Below are 18,089 nucleotides of genomic sequence, written 5' to 3' on the forward strand. Positions count from 1 at the left end.
CAACCGATTGACCAGATTGCGAGAAAATCCCAGTTCGTGACGAAATTGCTTTACGAAGTCGGGTGTGGCATGCTTGATGGGTTCGCGCGATCCGCGCGCCCGCAGGCTTTACAAGGAGTATTCATGGCAGTCAAGATCCGTCTCAAGCGTCTCGGTAAGATCCGCGCGCCCTACTACCGCATCGTCGTCGCCGACTCGCGCACCAAGCGCGACGGCCGCGTGATCGAAGAGATCGGCAAGTACCACCCGACCGAGAACCCCTCGTTCATCGAGGTGCAGTCCGAGCGTGCGCAGTACTGGCTCAGCGTCGGCGCGCAGCCGACCGAGCAGGTCGCGGCGATCCTGAAGCTCACGGGCGACTGGGGCAAGTTCTCGGGCGAGGGCAACACCGAGTCGCAGGTGCGCCCGGTCGAGCCGAAGGCCGTCTTCGAGGCCGACGCCTCGAAGAAGACCGTGCTGCGTCCGAAGGCTGAGAAGCCCGCTGCTCCGGCCCAGGAGTCGAACGACTCGGCCGAGGCTGAGAACACCGAGGCGTAACCCATGGCCGACCGCTCGCTGGCCGAGGCGCTCGAGCACCTCGTCTCCGGCATCGTCGATCACCCCGACGAGGTCCGCGTCGACGCGCGCGAGTCCTCACGGGGGGAGACGCTCGAAGTCCGCGTGCACCCCGACGATCTGGGTCGCGTGATCGGCCGCGGCGGGCGGACCGCCCAGTCGCTGCGCACGGTGATCGGATCCCTCGCCGATGGCGACCGGGTCCGCATCGATGTCGTCGACACCGCAGCGGAGGGCGCCGCCTGATGGCGGACGCACCGAAGCGCGCTCAGGCTCCTCGCCCCGATATCGGGTCGGGGAGCCTCCGCGTTGGACGACTGACCAAGCCGCACGGGTTGAAGGGCGGCGTCAAGCTCGAGCTCTTCACCGATAATCCTGATCTGCGGTTCACGCCGGGATCCGTGTTCCACCTGCAGGTGCCGGAGGATTCCGAGTGGTTCGGCCGCTCCGTCACGTTGCGCGAACTGCGCTGGTTCAACACGCAGCCGGTGGGGTTCTTCGATGAGGTGCCCGATCGCACGGGTGCGGAGTCGATCGTGCGCGCCATTCTCTGGATCGACGAGCACGCCGTCGCTGAGGGGACGGAGGAGAACGCCTGGTACGACAGTCAGCTCGTCGGTCTCTCGGTGCGCCGTGACGGCGTCGAGGTCGGCGTGGTCTCTGAGGTGCAGCACTTCCCGGCTCAGGACCTGCTCACGGTGAAGACGGTTCAGGGCTCCGTGCTCGTGCCCTTCGTCGAGGCGATCGTGCCGCGCGTCGACCTCGAGGCCGGCGTGGTCGAGGTCACCCCTCCCGCAGGGCTGTTCGAGGAGATTCCCGACGACACCCCGGACCCCGCATGAGGATCGACGCGATCTCGATCTTTCCCGAGTACTTCGGGGTGCTCGAGCTGTCGCTGCTCGGCCGCGCGCGTGCGCGCGGCCTGATCGATGTGCAGGTGCACGACCTGCGCGACGCCGCTCATGATCGTCACCGGACGGTCGATGGAACTCCGGCAGGCGGTGGCGCCGGTATGGTGATGCGGCCCGAGCCGTGGGGTGAGACGCTCGATGCGATCATGGCGGAGTCCGCCGCGGGCGAGACCTCCGACGACGGTCCGATCATTATCTTCCCGTCACCCGCTGGTGAGGTCTTCACGCAGGCGATGGCCCGAGAGCTCGCAGAAGAACGCCACCTCGTGTTCGGCTGCGGCCGGTACGAAGGCATCGATCAGCGGGTGTTCGACGAGTACGGGGACCGTGCGAGGGTGCGACTGGTGAGCCTCGGCGACTACGTGCTGAACGGCGGCGAGGTCGCTGCGATGGCGATGATCGAGGCGGTCTGCCGGCTGGTGCCCGGTGTCGTCGGTAATCCCGAGAGCCTCGTCGAGGAGTCGCACGAGGACGGTCTGCTCGAGTATCCGAGCTACACGAAACCCGCCGACTGGCGTGGACGCACGATCCCTCCGGTGCTGCTGGGAGGGAATCACGGTGCGGTGCGCGACTGGCGGCGCGAACAGAGCATCGCACGGACCCGGCGCGTGCGGCCCGAGCTGCTCCCGCCGGACCTGCGCGACGAGTAACCGCCGGTAGGGTTGAGGCATGCGCGATTTGCTCTCTGCCGGAATCGGGAAAGCGGTGCGCCAAGTTGCGCGACTGCGCGGCGGCGGATCGGCGCTGCCCGGCCTGGTCGTCGACAAGATCGATCCGGGGTTCCTCGCTCGAGTGCTCGGGCGTCTGCCGCACGGCGTGGTCGCCGTGAGCGGGACCAACGGCAAGACGACCACCACCAAGATGATCGTGGAGATCCTCGAGGCGCAGGGGCTTCGGGTGTTCACCAACCGCACCGGCTCCAACTTCTCGCGCGGGGTCATCGCCGCAGCGGTGCAGGAGAGCACGCTGGCGGGGAGACTCCAGGCCGACATCGCGGTGCTCGAACTCGATGAGGCCCACGCGATGTACTTCATCGACCGTGTGCAGCCGAGGCACACGCTATTGCTCAATGTGCTGCGCGACCAGCTCGATCGGTTCGGAGAGATCGATGCGACGGCGCAACTGCTGCGCCGGATCGCCGAGGCGACGACTGAGGGCGTGGTCGTCAACCGCGAGGATCCGCTTCTGGAGGCGATCGGCGAGCGCCTCGAAGCCGGAGCTGCGGGCGCCAGGGGGCCGGTGATCCGGAGGTTCGGGTTGTCCGCCGCGTTGCGCGCCACATTCCCGAGCGACGGCGACTTCCACGGCGCTGCGGCGCACGACAGTGCATCGGCCGATCCCGAGTCCGATCGCGCGTCGGCCGATGTCGTGCTCGCGGAGATCGGCGATCACGAGGCCGTGTTCGAGATCGATGGGGATCGCCACCGGACCGGGCTGCGACTCGAGGGCCTCTACAACACGTTCAACGCCGCCGCGGCTCTGGCGACGGTGCGCCTGGTGCTCGGGGCGACCGAGGACCACGGCGGCCGGGCGCTGCCGGCTGCGCAGACCGGCACGCCCGCGCTGCTGACCGCGCTCTCCGAGGTGCGTCCGGCGTTCGGCCGCGGCGAGCAGCTGCAGCTCGACGGGCACCCGCTCGAACTCGTGCTGGTGAAGAACCCTGCCGGATTCCGCCTCGGCTTGGCATCGTTTGATCCCTCGGGCGTGGACACCATGATCGCCATCAATGATCAATACGCCGATGGCCGCGACATGTCCTGGCTCTGGGATGTCGATTTCACGTCGCTGGCCGACTCGGGCGTTCGCACGGTCAGTGGTACGCGTGCGTGGGACATGACGCTGCGCCTCGAGCACGACGACGTGCCCGTCGATCGGGTGCTCGAAGACCTGGCGACGGCCCTGCGCTCCTTCCGCTCGGAGACGGGGGATCGCCCGAGGCGCATCTACTGCACCTATACCGCGATGCTCGAGCTGCGGCGCGAGCTCGCCGCGATCACGGAAGTGGAGGAGATCTGGTGAGCACGTCACGGGAGCCGCGCGAGCAACTGCAGGCCACGACCGACCAGGCGGCGACGGATCCGCCCGGTGGCGCGCGAGAGCTCGTCATCGTCGATCTCTATCCCCGTGACATGAACATTTACGGGGATCGTGGCAACGTGCTCTCGCTGGTGCGACGGACCAGAGCGCAGGGGTTCGCGCCTCGCGTCGTCGAAGTGAACCCGGGAGACCCGCTGCCCGACGATGTCGACATCGTGCTCGGCGGCGGCGGACAGGACTCGGGTCAGGGTCGCGTGGCGAAAGACCTCGCGGTGAAGCGCGATGAGATCCACCGTCTGGTGGCCGAGGGTGTGCCGATGCTCATGGTGTGCGGCCTGTACCAGCTGTTCGGCCACCGCTTCATCACCCACACCGGGGACGAACTCCGCGGCATCGGCGTGCTCGATGTCGAGACCCGCGGCGGTGACGTGCGCATGATCGGCAACATCGTGCTCGACACCGAGGAGTTCGGTGAGGTGATCGGGTATGAGAATCACAGCGGTAACACCACCCTCGGGCCCCAGTCGCGTCCGTTCGGTCGGGTGACGCAGGGGGCGGGCAACAACCCTGATGACGGCCTGGAGGGAGCGCGTTCGCATCACGTGATCGGCACCTACCTGCACGGATCGGTCCTCCCGAAGAATCCGCGCGTCAGCGATTTTCTGATCGCCCGCGCCGCCGAGCGGCGGTACGGCGGGTTCACCCCGATCGCCGAGATCGGCGACACTGTGACCCGGGCTCGCGAGTCGGCGAAGCGTCGACCCCGCTGACTGAATAGCGGGTGAACGCGGTTGACACGCGTCGCCGCCGGCCTTATGGTTGAAAAGTCAATCAACATGAATTGAAATGGAGGGCTCTCGTGGCCATCACTGCAGCAGACATCCCCGGATACCGGACCGGCACCTGGAAGGTCGACCCCTCGCACTCCGAGGTCGGATTCTCCGTGCGTCACCTCGCCATCAGCAAGGTCCGCGGATCGTTCGCGGAGTTCGACGGCACCTTCGTGACCGCAGAGAACCCGCTGGACTCGTCCGTCGAGGCTTCGGTCGAGGTCGCATCGGTCGACACCAAGGACAAGAACCGCGACGGCCACCTCCGCACCGGCGACTTCTTCCTCGCCGAGGAGCACCCGCAGCTCACCTTCGTCTCCACCGGGGTGCGCGAAGAGAACGGCGACTTCAAGGTCGACGGCGAACTGACCATGCGCGGCGTCACGAAGCCGGTCACCTTCGACTTCGAGTTCGGCGGCTTCGGTGCCGACGCCTACGGCAACTACAAGGCCGGCTTCACCGCGAAGACCGTCGTCAAGCGCGAAGAGTTCGGTCTCACCTGGAACGCTCCGCTCGAGACCGGCGGTGTGCTGCTCGGCTCGGACGTCACCATCACGCTCGACATCCAGGCGGCGATGCAGTAGGACTAGCGCCCGATCCCGGGTCTCCCGCGCGGCCGGATCATCCAGCGACTCATTCGATGTCGCCGGTGATCCGGCCGCGCACGCGTCTGAGGTCCTCCATGAGCGATCCGATGAGGACCCAGTGGTCGGGATGCGGTTGAGGGATCGTGTACGGCGCCGTGAGTGCCGGCTCCTCGGGCTCATCGCCCCACGCCGGAACGGGCGTCACGAGGAGTTGGAGGTCGTGTGCTGCGCGACGCATCTCCTCGACCATGCCCATCACCGACGGGTCCGTCACGAGGTCGGGCTCGTAGAGATCGTAGAGCGCCCGCGACATCCCGGTGATCTGCGTGAGGATCGGCTGCAGTCGCTGGAACAGGGCGTCATCGGTCTCGAGAGATGCGCGGTACTTCGCGCCGCGGGGATTGAAGCGCAGACTGTCCCGAGCCTGCCGCAGCAGAGCGTGCACGCGGGTGCGATCGTCCTGCAGACGTCTCGCGCGCTCGAGCATGTCCTCGAGCCACTCGTCGTCGCGAGGCTCGGCGAGTGCGTCGGCCAGACGCCTGAGCGCGGCAGCGGCGTCGTGGCACAGACCTCGGAGCTCCTGGTGCACGGGGAGCGTGCGGACGGGGGCGACCACCACCGCATTGATGATGACTCCGATCGCCGCACCGATCGCGGTTTCCGTCAGCCGTTCGAAGCCGTAGTCGAGTTGGCTGTTCGCGCCGCCGAGCGCGATCATCAGCAGCGCCGTGATCGCGATCTGGTTGCTCGACGAGTTCGTCATCTTCAGCAGCCACCCGATGCACATCGACACGATGATGGCGGCGATGAAGAGCCATGCCTGCGGGCCGAAGATCGCCGCGGCTCCGAGTGCGACGGAGACGCCGAGCATGACGCCGACGACCCGCTCCACGCCTCGAGTGAGCGACTGATCGACGTTCTCCTGCACGCAGAGCAATGCGGCGATGGCGCCGAAGATCGGCATCTGCTCCGGGAAGATCGTGAGACATACGAACCAGGTGAGCAGTGTCGCCGCCGTCGTCTTCACGACTTGGATGATCGGCGTACGCGCGGAGGCGGTGAACCGCCCCGTCATGCGCCGCTCGAAACGCCGCCACGGTCTCGTCGGCGGGCCGCTCACAGCACGCCGACCTTGATGAGTTCCTCTCTGAGCGTCGCTCCGTCAGGCCCGTAGACCCAGGGTACGCCGCTGACGTTGCGATGCAGCTGCGCCTTCGAGCGCCCACCGGCGAGCACCGCCTCGCCGACCGAGAGCTGCCGGATCGCGACGGCGGCGACGTTCTGCGGGTGGGAGAGTGTGAACTCGTGGTAGATGGCCTCGTCGTGCTGGCCGTCGTCGCCGAGCAGCACCCACTTCACCTCGGGGAAGTCCTGCGCGAGTCTGAGGAGCTCTTCCCGCTTGTGCTCCTGACCGCTGCGGAACCAGCGGTCGGGCGTCGGGCCCCAGTCGGTGAGGAGCAGGGGGCCCATCGGGTACAGGTTCCGTGCGAGGAACCGGCTGAGCGCCGGCGCGGCGTTCCACGCTCCCGTCGAGAGGTAGACCGCGGGGGACCCGGGGTGCTCGGCGATGAGGTGGTCCAGGAGGACCGCCATTCCGGGCGTCGGAGTTCGCGCGTGCTCATCGACGACGAACGTGTTCCATGCGGCGACGAACGGGCGGGGGAGTGCCGTCATGAGGATCGTGTCGTCGATGTCGGAGAGGACGCCGAAACGCGCGTCGGGATCGATGATGTAGACCGGGGCATCGGCGGACTCGCCGATGAGCTCTGGTGCCTTCCCGGCACCGCCACGGCCGCGAGCGATGACGCGGAGCGTCACGGTATGCCACCCGGGTGTGAGGGACGCCGGCACCCGCGAGTTGATCACGCCGCCGCGATCCGACTGCACCTCGGCGATGGGCGCGCCGTCGACGCAGACCTGCACCGCCTGGAACGGGACGTGCACGCTGGTGAACGTGCGCCAACCGCGGACGCGCGAGACGCCGTCGACGTCGGGGCGCAGTCGCGAGTGCTCGCGACTCTCAGGTTTCAGAAAGAGGAGCCGCCCCAGGACGCGGAGCGAATCGGTCGTGCCGTAGCCGATGTAGGGGATGACCGAGGGAACCTTGCCCCGCTTCACGGCCCGTTTGGCGCGACGCTGGTGCAGCCAGTCATCCAGGCGCGCTACGAGGAGCGGTCGGGGGTCGGGAGAGTCCTCGGAAGCCACCCGAACAGTCTATGCGGTAGGTGCAATTCCGTCTGCGCTCGGCTTCTGACCAGTGTCGGACTCGAACTGCAGGGCCTCGAATGCGAAGGGTGTCGCGGAGCATCTCTAGCCCGAGTGGTATATCTCTCGACCTCGAAACGGATTCGCAGGAGATTCTCAGAGAGAGTAAAATATGTGGCGACCGGTCCTCGACCGGTGACTCGGGTCGGGCATCCCGCTCGCCCCGGTTCCACTAAGGGAGTGCGCCGCTCCTCGTGGCGCCTGGGCCTCTGGAGAATCCTGTGAACGAACTCCTCGATCCGCTCGCTCTCGCCCGCTGGCAATTCGGGCTGACGACGCTGTATCACTTCATCTTCGTGCCGCTCACGATCGGGCTCAGCCTGCTCGTCGCGATCCTGCAGACCGTGTGGGTCCGCACCGGCAAGACGAAGTACCTGCGTCTCACGCGACTGTTCGGCAAGATCTTCCTCATCAACTTCGCGATGGGCGTCGTGACCGGCATCGTGCAGGAGTTCCAGTTCGGCATGAACTGGTCGAACTACTCCCGATTCGTCGGAGACATCTTCGGGGCGCCACTGGCGATGGAGGGGCTCATCGCCTTCTTCTTCGAGGCGACGTTCATCGGGCTGTGGATCTTCGGGTGGGACAAGCTGCCGAAGAAGATCCACGTGCTCACGATCTGGTTCGTCTGGATCGGCACCGTGTTCTCCGCGTACTTCATTCTCGCCGCGAACGCCTTCATGCAGAACCCGGTCGGGTTCGAGCTCAACGAGGAGCGGGGCAGGGTCGAGCTCCAGAGCATCGGCGACGTCCTGCTCAACCCGGTCGCGCTGACGCAGTTCCCGCACACCCTCTTCGCATCCATCATGTTCGCGGGCGTGGTGGTCGTCGCCGTGGCCGCGTGGCATCTGCAGCGCCGCCAGTTCGTCGACGAGATGCGGACGGCGCTCCGGTTCGGCGCGTGGACGAACATCCTCGCCTTCGTCGGCGTCGGGCTCACCGGACACGAGCTGGGCATGGTGATGACGCAGACGCAGCCCATGAAGATGGCCGCAGCCGAAGCGCTCTATGATTCCGCCTCCGGTGCCGATGCGTCGTTCTCACTGTTCAGTCTCGGCACTCCCGACGGTGCGCACGAGATCTTCTCGATCCGGATCCCGTACCTCCTGTCGTTCCTCTCGAACGGCACGTTCAACGGGAGCGTCGAGGGCATCCGCGATCTGCAGGCCGAGTACGAGGCGATGTACTGCGGTGGCGCGGACTCCCTGCTGACCTGTCCGACCGATGGCCAGTTCGCACCGATCATCTGGGTGACCTACTGGGCCTTCCGCTGGATGATCGGCCTCGGTGCACTCGCCGCGCTCGTCTCGGCTGTCGGACTCTGGATCACCCGCAAGCACCTGGACCTGCCGAACTGGGTGTGGAAGGTCGCGATCTGGTCGGCACCCCTCCCGATGCTGGCGTCGCTCGTCGGCTGGATCTTCACCGAGATGGGGCGTCAGCCCTGGATCGTGTTCGGGGTGATGACGACCGAGCAGGGCGTCTCGCCCGGGGTCCCCGGGTGGGCGGTCCTGGTCTCGCTCGCCGCGTTCACCGTCGTCTACGGCGCGCTCGCGGTCGTCGAGTTCAAGCTCATCGCCCGGGCGGCGAAGGAGGGGCCGCCTGAACTCGAGAGCGGCGACTCCGAAGACGGAGAACCCGATCAGCGGCAGTTCGCGACGGTGTACTAGGAAGGTTTGACCATGGAACTCACCACGATCTGGTTTCTCATCGTCGGAGTACTGCTCATCGGCTACTTCGTGCTCGACGGTTTCGACTTCGGCGTCGGCATGGCGCTGCCGCTGCTCGGCAAGGACGACACCGACCGGCGCGTCGTCATCAACACGATCGGGCCGGTCTGGGACTTGAACGAGACCTGGCTCATCGTCGCTGGCGCGTGTCTGTTCGCCGCGTTCCCCGAGTGGTACGCCACGATGTTCTCGGGCTTCTACCTCGCCTTGCTCGTGATCCTGCTGGCGCTGATCCTGCGCGGAGTCTCCTTCGAGTACCGCCATCAGGGCAAGGGGCGCGAATGGACCCGCTGGTTCGATCAGTTCATCTTCTGGGGCTCGCTGGTGCCGCCGCTGCTCTGGGGAACGGCATTCGCGAACCTGATCCAGGGACTCCCGATCAGCCGCATGGACAATGGCGGCTGGCTGTTCGAGGGCACCCTCCTCACCCTCTTGAACCCGTATGGACTCCTCGGCGGTGTCACGCTCACGCTCCTCTGCTTCACCCACGGACTCGTGTTCATCGCGTTGAAGACCGAGGGCGATATGCGGGAGCGCGCCCGGAAGCTGGCCCGCACCGCCGGGCTCATGACGATCGTCGTCGCCGCCGCGTTCCTGCTCTGGACCGTGGTGCAGCACCTGGAGAACCCGACGCTGCCGCTCATCATCGCCTGCGCCGCCATCGCGGCAGTGGCGCTCGCCGCCGGCTGGGTCGCGAACGCCGTCGGGCGTGAGGGGTGGGCCTTCACCGGCAACGCGGCGGCGATCGCGTTCGCGCTGCTCGCGATCTTCTCGGCGCTCTTCCCGAACCTCATGATCTCGACGATCAGCGACGCCGAGTCGATGACGATCGCGGGAGCCGCCAGCTCGCAGAAGACCCTCGAACTGATGACCTGGGTGGCCGTGTTCACGATGCCGCTCGTGCTCGCCTATCAGGCGTGGACGTACTGGGTCTTCCGCAAGCGGATCTCGCGCGACGCGATCCCCGCCGGAGCGCACTAGGCGCGCGGGCGCCTAGACTGTTCCCCGGTGAAACCTCTCGACCCCAGACTGCTCCGCTACGCGCGCGCCTCCCGCGGCGTCTTCGGTTTCGGAGCAGTCCTGGGGGTCCTCAGGACCGTTGCCATCGTGGCGTGGTGCTGGTGCCTCGCACATGCGATCGCGGCGCTCGCGCTTCCCGCTCTCGCCTTCCCTGACCTCTTCGGTTCGCCGGACGCCGCCGGTCGGGTCGCGGAGGGCGACCTCGGCGCCGCGGCGCTGCCCCTGCTCCTCGCCGGAGGCGCCGTTGCCGTCGCGGTGCGCGCCGGAGCGAGCTGGGGCATGGACGTGCTGGCCGCACGCGGAGCCATCCGGGTGAAGGGCCAGCTCCGGTCACGGGCCCTCGATGCGCTCGATGGACGCTCACCGGAGTGGGCGGCGCGGCGATCCGATGCGGAGACGGCGACGGTGCTCGGACGCGGCCTCGACGCGCTCGACGGCTACTTCTCCGCCTACGTACCGCAGCTGATCCTCACGGCCTGCGCGACGCCGATCCTCGTGCTGACGATGCTCCTGGCCGATCCGACGAGCGGCATCATCGTCTGCATCGTGTTCCCCGTCATCCCGGTGTTCATGGTGCTGATCGGTCTCGCGACGCAGTCGGTGCAGGATCGGCAGTGGGAGCAGCTGCAGCGCCTGTCGACGTCGTTCCTCGACGTCATCGAAGGGCTGACGACGCTGAAGATCTTCCGTCGTGAGGATCGGCAGCGGGCGCGCATCGAGCGCGAAACGGAGGAGTACCGGCGGCGCACCGTGAAGGTGCTCCGGGTGACGTTCCTCTCGGGGTTCGTGCTCGACCTCGCCGGCACGTTCTCGATCGCGTTGGTCGCCGTCACGGTCGGCACGCGTCTCGTCGCGGGCGAGTTCCCGCTCGCGCTCGGCATCTTCGTGCTCCTCCTGCTCCCCGAAGCGTTCATCCCCATCCGTCAGGTCGGGGCCGCATTCCACGCATCGACCGAGGGGCTCACCGCAGCCCAGCGCATCTTCGACATCATCGAACGGCCCGAGCGCGCGATGTCCGTGCGCGATGCGGGCCCCTCCGCGGGCATCGCGTTCGCCGACGTGCGGGTGCAGCGCGCCGGGGACATCGTCGTCGGTCCCGTGACCTTCTCCGTGGCGCCCGGAGAAGTCGTGGCGCTCACCGGTCCATCGGGGGCGGGCAAATCCACGCTGGTTTCTGCGCTCCTCGGGTTCGTCGAGATCGACTCCGGAACGGTGCTCGGACCGCCCGATGTCGCCTGGACGGGCCAGCGGCCCGGACTGCTGCAGGGCACCGTCGCCGAGAACGTCGCCCTCGGTGCCGAGCCCGATGACGCGCTCGTCGACCGGGCACTCGCCGCGGTCGGCTTGGATCTCGACCCCCGCCGGGCGCTCGGGGTCGCGGGTACCGGACTCTCGGGTGGTCAGGCGCAGCGCGTCGCGGTCGCCCGGTGCCTGTATCGAGCGTGGACGAGGGATGCCGGCGCCGTGGTGCTGGACGAGCCGAGTTCGGCGCTCGACCGTGCGAGCGAGTCCCGAATCGCGGCAGCGCTGCAGGCCGAGGCGCACGCCGGGCGCGCAGTGCTCGTGATCAGCCACCGCGACGCGCTCATCGAAGCCGCCCACCGCACCGTCTCGATGGGGGTGCACGCGTGAGCGCGACACTGCTGCAGCGCGCGATGCCATCGCGGCGCCGCCGGACACCCGGCATCGTCTTCGGCGTGCTCGCCGACGCGTGCGTCGTGGGCCTCCTGGCGTTGAGCGCGTGGCTCATCGTGCGCGCCGGGGAGCAGCCCCCCATCCTGCACCTGACCTTCGCCGTCGTCGGGGTGCGCGCACTCGCCATCGGCCGTGCCGCATTTCGGTACGTCGAACGCATCGCCAGCCACGATGCGGCGCTGGCGCAGCTGTCGGAGCTCAGGTCGGAGACCTTCGCGGCCCTCGTCCCTCGAGTGCCCGGAGCGTTGGGCTCCCACCGCCGAGGCGACGTGCTCGCCGCGTTCGTCGACGATGTCGACCAGCTGCAAGACGAACCGCTCCGGGTGCGCCAGCCGTTCATCGTCAGCACCGTGGTGGTGCTCGCGAGTCTCGCCGTATTGGCAATCGCGTCAGCGACGGCGGCACTCATCCTGCTGGCGGTACTGCTCGTCGCCGGTGCGGCCGCGGCGCTTCTCGCAGCCCGGATCGCGGCCCGCGGCGATCGGGAGCTCTCCGCCGCCCGAGCCGCGCTCGTCGACCGTCTACTCGAACGCTCGTCCGCCGCAGAGGTGCTCGCCGCGTTCGGCGCGGAGCCCCTGCAGCGGCATCGCATCGCCGAGGCGGAGGCGCATCTCACCCGCGTCCAGCTCGCCCGGAGCCGGGCCGCAGGGCTGACCGGTGCGATCTTGACGGTGGGGTCAGGCATCGCGTCTCTGATCATCCTGCTGGCGCTCGCGCCGATCGTCGGGTCAGGCATCTCGGCTCCGGTGTTCGCGGCCGCCGTCATCGTTCCCGCCGCGGTCTTCGAAGTCTTCGCCCAGTGCCTGCAGGCGCTCGTCGCGCGGCGCACCGTTGCGGCGAGCGCCGCGAGGGTCGCCGAGCTGACCGAGGCGCCGATGCCCGCCGAGGTGCCCGTCGAGTCGTCGTCGATGGAGGATGCGCCCGATGAGGCGCCGAATCTTCTGGGAGCGGATGCGGCGGGTCCACTGATCGCGGTAGAGCACCTCGGCGTGACGCATCCGGGTGCGTCCGCGCCTGCCGTCTCCGATGTGTCGTTCACGCTCGGGGCGGGGGAGACGCTGGTCATCACCGGTGAGAGCGGGTCGGGCAAGACGACGCTCGCGCTGGCGCTCGTGCGATTGCTCGAGTACACCGGTGCGTATCGGATCGGGGGCGTCGACGCACGTGCACTGACGACGCATGCGCTGCGCGGTGTGGTCGGGCTGTGCGAGCAGGAACCGCACCTCTTCGATGCCGACCTGCGACAGAACCTCAAGTTCGCGCGCGACAGCGCGTCCGACGCCGAGCTGATGGATGTACTCGAGCGCGTCGGACTCGCTGACTGGGCGGCTCAGCGGGGCGGGCTCGATGCGCCGGTCGGCGAGCGCGGGGTGCTCGTCTCCGGCGGGCAGGCGCAGCGCATCGCGCTCGCTCGGGCGATTCTCGCCGACTTCCCGGTGGTCGTCCTCGACGAACCGACCGCGGGAGTCGACCGGGATCGCGCGGACCGCCTCCTCACCGACCTCATAGGGGCGGTGCCCGCCGATCGTGCCGTGATCCTCATCACCCACACGGCGCTGCCCGGCGGGGTCGGCGCTCAGCGGCTCCGGTTGGACGAACGGGTCGGCTGACGCGTCACCAGGCGCCCGTGGCTCGCCCGTCGAGCAGCACCGGTTCCCACGAGTGCTCCAGCACGGCGCGGAACCAGTCGAGGCGCGACGCATCGGGCGTGCGCGTCGCGACTCCATCGATGTGGCTGACGACCCGGATCCCGTGCAGCGCATTGACCGCCCACACCTCGGACTCCGTGAGTTCCGCCACCCCCGCATCGCGTGCCGCGAGTTCGGGGTGACCACCCGGTGGAGCCGCCGTCGGCGGTTGCTGCGGGGCGGCCTCGGCGACGAGACGTTCGGTGACCGAGTCGACCCTGGCGCCCGGCACCGTGCGAGCCCCGCGCCCGTCGGCGTCCCACCAGACGAGGCTCGTCGTGGCGCCCTCCACGGCGTGCCCCGATGCGTCGAGCATGAGCGCTTCGGCGCCGAGCTCGTGGTTCACCGCGAGGTAGCGCTCGATGTTCGGTCCCTTGCGGTCCAGGTCGTGCAGGCCCGCGATGTCAGCGAACGCGATCGATCGGAGTGCGATGACCTCGGTGAGCGCCGGGAGCGGCCGTTCGGACAGCCCCCACCTCACCGTGTCATCGGGATCGAGCCACAGCTCGAACCGGGGAAACCCGTCCCCGAACGCGTTGACCCGCTCCGACGCCGCGAGCACGAACGCGTCCACGGACTCGGACGGCGCCGCACCGCGCTCGTCGAGGGCGCTCGCCGCCGAGCGGGCGAAGCGGTCGAGGTGGAACTGCCACCCCCGCACCTCCGCGATACCGGTCGTGGGATTCCGGCGGACACGGAACGAATCGGCGACGAGCAGCTCGGACATACCGCGACTCTACCGGGCGAGCCACCGGTGTCGCGTGCGAACCGGTACCCTGACCCCATGCCCCCTGCCGACGACCGCGGGTACGCGGTCCGCCCGCTCATCGGCGTTCCCGACCCCGAGCGCGTCGCGCGCGCGCTGGCCGATACCGGTGACGCGTGGTGCTGGCTCGACGGCGCGGCGGCCGCCGAACGCGGCGATCCTCGGGGAACGACCTATCTCGGGGCAACGACGCACGTGCGCACCGCGCAGACCGGTCATGAGTACGAGTTTCTCGAGCAGCTCCGCGGCACGGAACCCGACGCTGCCGGTCGCGGTCGCAGCGGGTTCGCCCACGGCTGGGTCACCGCGTTCGGGTACGAGTTCGGCGTCGCGCTGCTCGGCGCCCAAACCGCAGCAGACGACGCGGCACCGGCGTTCGCGCTGCGTCTCGACGCCGTGCTCGCCATCGATCACCGTGGGCGGCGAGCCGAGGTACGCGGCGCCAGCGAGGCCGACATCGAGGGGTGGATGGCCGCGTACGGCCATGTGCTGGGCGGCCGCGATCCCGCTTCGGGATCCGGTGCGTCCGCCGCGGGCGGGTCCCGTCCGCTCCGAGAGCATCAGTGGCGCACCGACGCAGTGGACTACGAGACCGCCGTCGATGCGTGCCGTCGAGCGATCGGCGATGGCGACGCCTACGTGCTCTGCCTCACCGATACGGCCGAGGTGGCACTGCCGCCGGACACCGACCCCGTCGACCTCTACCGAGCCCTGCGGGCGAACGGAGGAGCCCTGCGGGGCGGCATCGTCGCCGCAGGGGATCGGGTGCTCATCTCCGCCAGCCCCGAACGCTTCCTCTCCGTCACCGGCGACCGTGTCGCCACCCACCCGATCAAGGGCACTCGCAAGCGCGGAAGCACGCCGGCGGAGGACGACCGCATCGCCGCGGAACTCGCCGCGCACCCGAAGGAGCGCGCCGAGAACCTCATGATCGTCGACCTCATGCGCAACGACCTCAGTCGGGTCTGCGCTCCGGGCAGCGTCGGAGTCGACGGATTCCTCCGCGTTGAAGCGCACCCGCACGTGCATCAACTCGTCAGCACCGTCTTCGGCCGTCTGCGCCCGGGAGCAGACGCCACCGATGCGCTCGCCGCAGCGTTCCCCGGCGGTTCGATGACGGGGGCGCCGAAGCGCAGTGCGGTCGAGATCCTCGGCCGGCTGGAGGGCCGCCCGCGCGGGCTGTACTCCGGGTGCTTCGGGTGGATTGGCTCCGACGGCTCATGCGAACTGGCCATGACGATCCGCGGCGTGGAACTGCGGGGCTCCGCCCGTGACGGGGGGATCGACGCGCTCGTGGGAGCGGGCGGGGGGATCACCATCGACTCCGACCCGAGCGATGAGCTCGCCGAACAGCGGCTGAAGGCCGACGCGATCCTCCGTGCACTCGGTTCGCGATAGTCTGAAGGCGTGTGTGCGCCCGCGATTCCGGGCGACCGTGACAGCGAACAGAGGTGTGTGTGACCGAGCAACTCAGCGACAGCTACGACTTCCGGGCGATCCAGGATCGCTGGCTGCCCGTGTGGGACGAACTGCGCCCCTTCGAGGTCGGATCCGAGGAGACCGGTCGACCGCGCAAGTACGTGCTCGACATGTTCCCGTACCCGTCGGGCGATCTGCACATGGGGCATGCGGAGGCCTTCTGCTTCGGCGATGTGCTCGCGCGCTACTGGCGGGGTCGCGGGTACGACGTGCTCCACCCGATCGGCTGGGACTCGTTCGGACTGCCAGCCGAGAACGCCGCGATCAAGCGCGGCGTGGATCCGCGCGAGTGGACCTACGCCAACATCGATCAGCAGAAGTCGTCGTTCCGCCTCTATGCGCCGTCGTTCGACTGGAGCCGGGTCCTGCACACGAGCGACCCGGAGTACTACCGCTGGAACCAGTGGCTCTTCCTGAAGATGTACGAAAAGGGTCTCGCCTACCGCAAAGCCAGCTGGGTCAACTGGGACCCCGAGGATCAAACGGTGCTGGCCAACGAGCAGGTCCTTCCCGACGGCACCTCCGAGCGCTCCGGGGCGATGGTGGTGAAGAAGAAGCTCACCCAGTGGTACTTCCGGATCACCGACTACGCCGATCGGCTGCTCGACGACCTCGATGCACTCGAGGACACCTGGCCGTCGAAGGTGCTGAACATGCAGCGCAACTGGATCGGGCGGTCGCGGGGCGCCGAGGTCGAGTTCGAGATCGAGGGCAGGGACGCGCGCGTCCCGGTGTTTACCACGCGGCCAGACACCCTGCACGGCGCCACCTTCATGGTCGTCGCGCCCGACTCGGATCTCGCGGCCGAGTTGGCGGCCGGCGCGTCGGAGGAGGTGCGCGCGCAGTTCCAGTCCTATCTCGAGCAGGCGCAGCAGCAGAGCGAGATCGAGCGCCAGAGCGCCGATCGCGAGAAGACCGGCGTCTTCCTCGACCACTTCGCGGTGAACCCGGTGAACGGCGAGCGGATCCCCGTCTGGGCGGCCGACTACGTGCTCGCCGACTACGGGCACGGCGCCATCATGGCCGTGCCGGCGCACGACCAGCGCGACCTCGATTTCGCTCGGAAGTACGACCTGCCGGTGCGGGTCGTCCTCGACGTGCGCGATGCCGACGGCGAGACGCTGCCCGACCCGGCGGAGTCGGGTATCGCGCTCACCGGCGACGGCACGCTCGTGAACTCCGGCGAGCTCGACGGACTCTCGAAAACCGACGCCATCGGCCGCGCCATCGAGGTGCTCGAGGGGCGCGGCACGGGCCGCGCGTCGACGACGTACCGACTGCGCGACTGGCTCATCTCGCGTCAGCGGTACTGGGGAACGCCGATCCCGATCCTCCACGGCGCGGACGGATCGATGCGTCCGGTGGCCGAGACCGAGCTGCCGGTCGAGCTGCCACCGTCGGCGGGTCTCGATCTGAAACCGAAGGGCACGTCACCACTCGGCGGCGCGACGAAGTGGGCGACGGTCACCGACCCGGCGACGGGTGAGACGCTCAGCCGCGACCCCGACACTATGGACACGTTCGTCGACAGCTCGTGGTACTACCTGCGTTTCCTTGCGGCGAACGACGGCACGCAGGCGTTCGATCCGGAGCAGGCGAAGCAGTGGGGTCCGATCGACCAGTACGCGGGCGGCGTCGAGCACGCGATCCTCCACCTGCTGTACTCGCGCTTCATCACGAAGGTGCTGCACGACCTCGGCTATCTCGATTTCGAAGAGCCGTTCACGGCGCTGCTCAACCAGGGCATGGTACTGCTCGACGGCGCCAAGATGTCGAAGTCGAAGGGCAACCTCGTCGAATTCGCTTCGGAGCTCCGCGACCACGGTGCCGATGCTTTGCGGGTAACGCTCGCGTTCGCCGGTCCGCCCGAGGACGACATCGACTGGGCCGACGTCTCGGTGCAGGGGTCCGCGAAGTTCCTCGCCCGCGCGTGGCGAATCGCCCGTGACGTGGCCGAGGCGGGTGAGGGCGATTCGGCGTCGCACGACGGCTCGAGCGGCGATGTCGCACTGCGTCGTCACACGCACCGCCTGTTGGCCGATGCTCCGGGCCTGGTCGAGGCCTACAAGTTCAACGTGGTCGTCGCTCGCCTCATGGAGCAGGTCAACGTGACCCGCAAAGCGATCGACGGCGCGACCGGGTCCGCCGACCCCGCGGTGCGCGAGTCGGCCGAAGCCATCGCGATGATCCTGTCGCTGTTCGCCCCCTACGCGGCCGAGGACATGTGGGCGATGCTCGGCCATGAGCCGACGGTCGCGCTCGCGGTGTGGCCGGAGCCGGACCCGGCGCTGCTCGTCGAGGACGAGATCACGTTGGTCGTGCAGGTCGACGGCAAGGTGCGCGATCGTCTCACTCTCCCTGCATCGGTGTCCGAAGCCGATGCGGAGGCAGCGGCACGTGCGTCCGAGTCGGTGCAGCGCGCGCTCGAGGGTCGTGAGGTCGTGAAGTTCATCGTGCGCGTGCCGAAGATCATCAGCATCGCCTCCAAGCCGGCATAAGTCGCGATCGGCGCCGGTTTCACGCGGC

Annotated in this window: 16 protein-coding genes; 13 read left to right on the forward strand and 3 right to left on the reverse strand. The window is 68.5% G+C overall.

Annotated features, from left to right (window positions below; all coding sequences use genetic code 11):
• Nucleotides 1-123 precede the first annotated feature (123 nt).
• The 7 genes from rpsP to J4H85_RS07480 all read left to right on the forward strand — a co-directional run bounded on the left by rpsP (nt 124) and on the right by J4H85_RS07480 (nt 4,917).
• Nucleotides 124-537, forward strand: coding sequence for a 30S ribosomal protein S16 (gene rpsP, locus J4H85_RS07450; RefSeq protein ID WP_208238376.1), 414 nt, complete (start codon nt 124-126; stop codon nt 535-537).
• Between the two features lie 3 nt (nt 538-540).
• On the forward strand, nt 541-801 hold the full coding sequence (locus J4H85_RS07455) for an RNA-binding protein (protein WP_208238378.1): 261 nt from the start codon (nt 541-543) through the stop codon (nt 799-801).
• Nucleotides 801-1,397, forward strand: coding sequence for a ribosome maturation factor RimM (rimM, locus tag J4H85_RS07460; RefSeq protein WP_208238380.1), 597 nt, complete (start codon nt 801-803; stop codon nt 1,395-1,397). The genes J4H85_RS07455 and rimM overlap by 1 nt, the downstream gene beginning before the upstream one ends.
• Complete coding sequence (gene trmD, locus J4H85_RS07465; RefSeq protein WP_208238382.1) at nt 1,394-2,116, forward strand: tRNA (guanosine(37)-N1)-methyltransferase TrmD; 723 nt, start codon at nt 1,394-1,396, stop codon at nt 2,114-2,116. The genes rimM and trmD overlap by 4 nt, the downstream gene beginning before the upstream one ends.
• A gap of 19 nt (nt 2,117-2,135) precedes the next feature.
• Nucleotides 2,136-3,485, forward strand: a complete 1,350-nt coding sequence (locus J4H85_RS07470; protein ID WP_208238384.1) for a Mur ligase family protein — start codon at nt 2,136-2,138, stop codon at nt 3,483-3,485.
• A gap of 26 nt (nt 3,486-3,511) precedes the next feature.
• On the forward strand, nt 3,512-4,273 hold the full coding sequence (locus tag J4H85_RS07475; RefSeq protein WP_279592046.1) for a type 1 glutamine amidotransferase: 762 nt from the start codon (nt 3,512-3,514) through the stop codon (nt 4,271-4,273).
• Between the two features lie 89 nt (nt 4,274-4,362).
• Nucleotides 4,363-4,917, forward strand: a complete 555-nt coding sequence (locus J4H85_RS07480; protein ID WP_208238386.1) for a YceI family protein — start codon at nt 4,363-4,365, stop codon at nt 4,915-4,917.
• A gap of 49 nt (nt 4,918-4,966) precedes the next feature.
• Here the strand turns inward: J4H85_RS07480 and J4H85_RS07485 are convergent, their stop codons facing one another.
• A complete protein-coding gene (locus J4H85_RS07485; RefSeq protein WP_208238388.1) occupies nt 4,967-6,040 on the reverse strand; it encodes an FUSC family protein in 1,074 nt (357 codons plus the stop codon).
• A complete protein-coding gene (locus J4H85_RS07490; protein ID WP_307863503.1) occupies nt 6,037-7,125 on the reverse strand; it encodes an App1 family protein phosphatidate phosphatase in 1,089 nt (362 codons plus the stop codon). The genes J4H85_RS07485 and J4H85_RS07490 overlap by 4 nt, the downstream gene beginning before the upstream one ends.
• 281 nt (nt 7,126-7,406) lie before the next feature.
• Here J4H85_RS07490 and J4H85_RS07495 point away from each other — a divergent pair, with 281 nt between their 5' ends.
• Genes J4H85_RS07495 through cydC form a run of 4 tightly spaced genes read left to right on the forward strand, consistent with a single transcriptional unit; the run spans nt 7,407 to nt 13,240 of the window.
• Nucleotides 7,407-8,855 carry a cytochrome ubiquinol oxidase subunit I gene (locus J4H85_RS07495; RefSeq protein WP_208238390.1) on the forward strand — a complete coding sequence of 483 codons (1,449 nt, stop codon included), beginning with the start codon at nt 7,407-7,409 and terminating at the stop codon, nt 8,853-8,855.
• A 12-nt stretch (nt 8,856-8,867) separates the two neighbouring features.
• Entirely contained in the window at nt 8,868-9,896 is a 1,029-nt protein-coding gene (gene cydB / locus J4H85_RS07500; protein WP_208238392.1) for a cytochrome d ubiquinol oxidase subunit II, read from the forward strand.
• 27 nt (nt 9,897-9,923) lie between these two features.
• Nucleotides 9,924-11,567 (forward strand): thiol reductant ABC exporter subunit CydD, encoded by a 1,644-nt coding sequence (gene cydD, locus J4H85_RS07505; protein ID WP_208238394.1) that lies wholly within the window; start codon nt 9,924-9,926, stop codon nt 11,565-11,567.
• The gene (gene cydC / locus J4H85_RS07510) at nt 11,564-13,240 is read left to right on the forward strand and encodes a thiol reductant ABC exporter subunit CydC (RefSeq protein WP_307863505.1); all 1,677 of its coding nucleotides are present in this window, start codon (nt 11,564-11,566) and stop codon (nt 13,238-13,240) included. Before cydD ends, cydC begins: the two co-directional genes overlap by 4 nt.
• A gap of 4 nt (nt 13,241-13,244) precedes the next feature.
• On the opposite strand, the gene J4H85_RS07515 is transcribed toward cydC, so the two are convergent.
• Nucleotides 13,245-14,045 carry an aminotransferase class IV gene (locus J4H85_RS07515; RefSeq protein ID WP_208238396.1) on the reverse strand — a complete coding sequence of 267 codons (801 nt, stop codon included), beginning with the start codon at nt 14,043-14,045 and terminating at the stop codon, nt 13,245-13,247.
• A gap of 57 nt (nt 14,046-14,102) precedes the next feature.
• Here J4H85_RS07515 and J4H85_RS07520 point away from each other — a divergent pair, with 57 nt between their 5' ends.
• Nucleotides 14,103-15,482 carry an anthranilate synthase component I family protein gene (locus tag J4H85_RS07520; protein ID WP_208238398.1) on the forward strand — a complete coding sequence of 460 codons (1,380 nt, stop codon included), beginning with the start codon at nt 14,103-14,105 and terminating at the stop codon, nt 15,480-15,482.
• 59 nt (nt 15,483-15,541) lie between these two features.
• On the forward strand, nt 15,542-18,061 hold the full coding sequence (gene leuS, locus J4H85_RS07525) for a leucine--tRNA ligase (RefSeq protein WP_208238400.1): 2,520 nt from the start codon (nt 15,542-15,544) through the stop codon (nt 18,059-18,061).
• The last annotated feature ends 28 nt before the right edge of the window (nt 18,062-18,089 follow it).

The sequence above is a fragment of the Leucobacter tardus genome (genome assembly GCF_017583045.1).
Taxonomy (GTDB): Bacteria; Actinomycetota; Actinomycetes; order Actinomycetales; family Microbacteriaceae; genus Leucobacter; species Leucobacter tardus.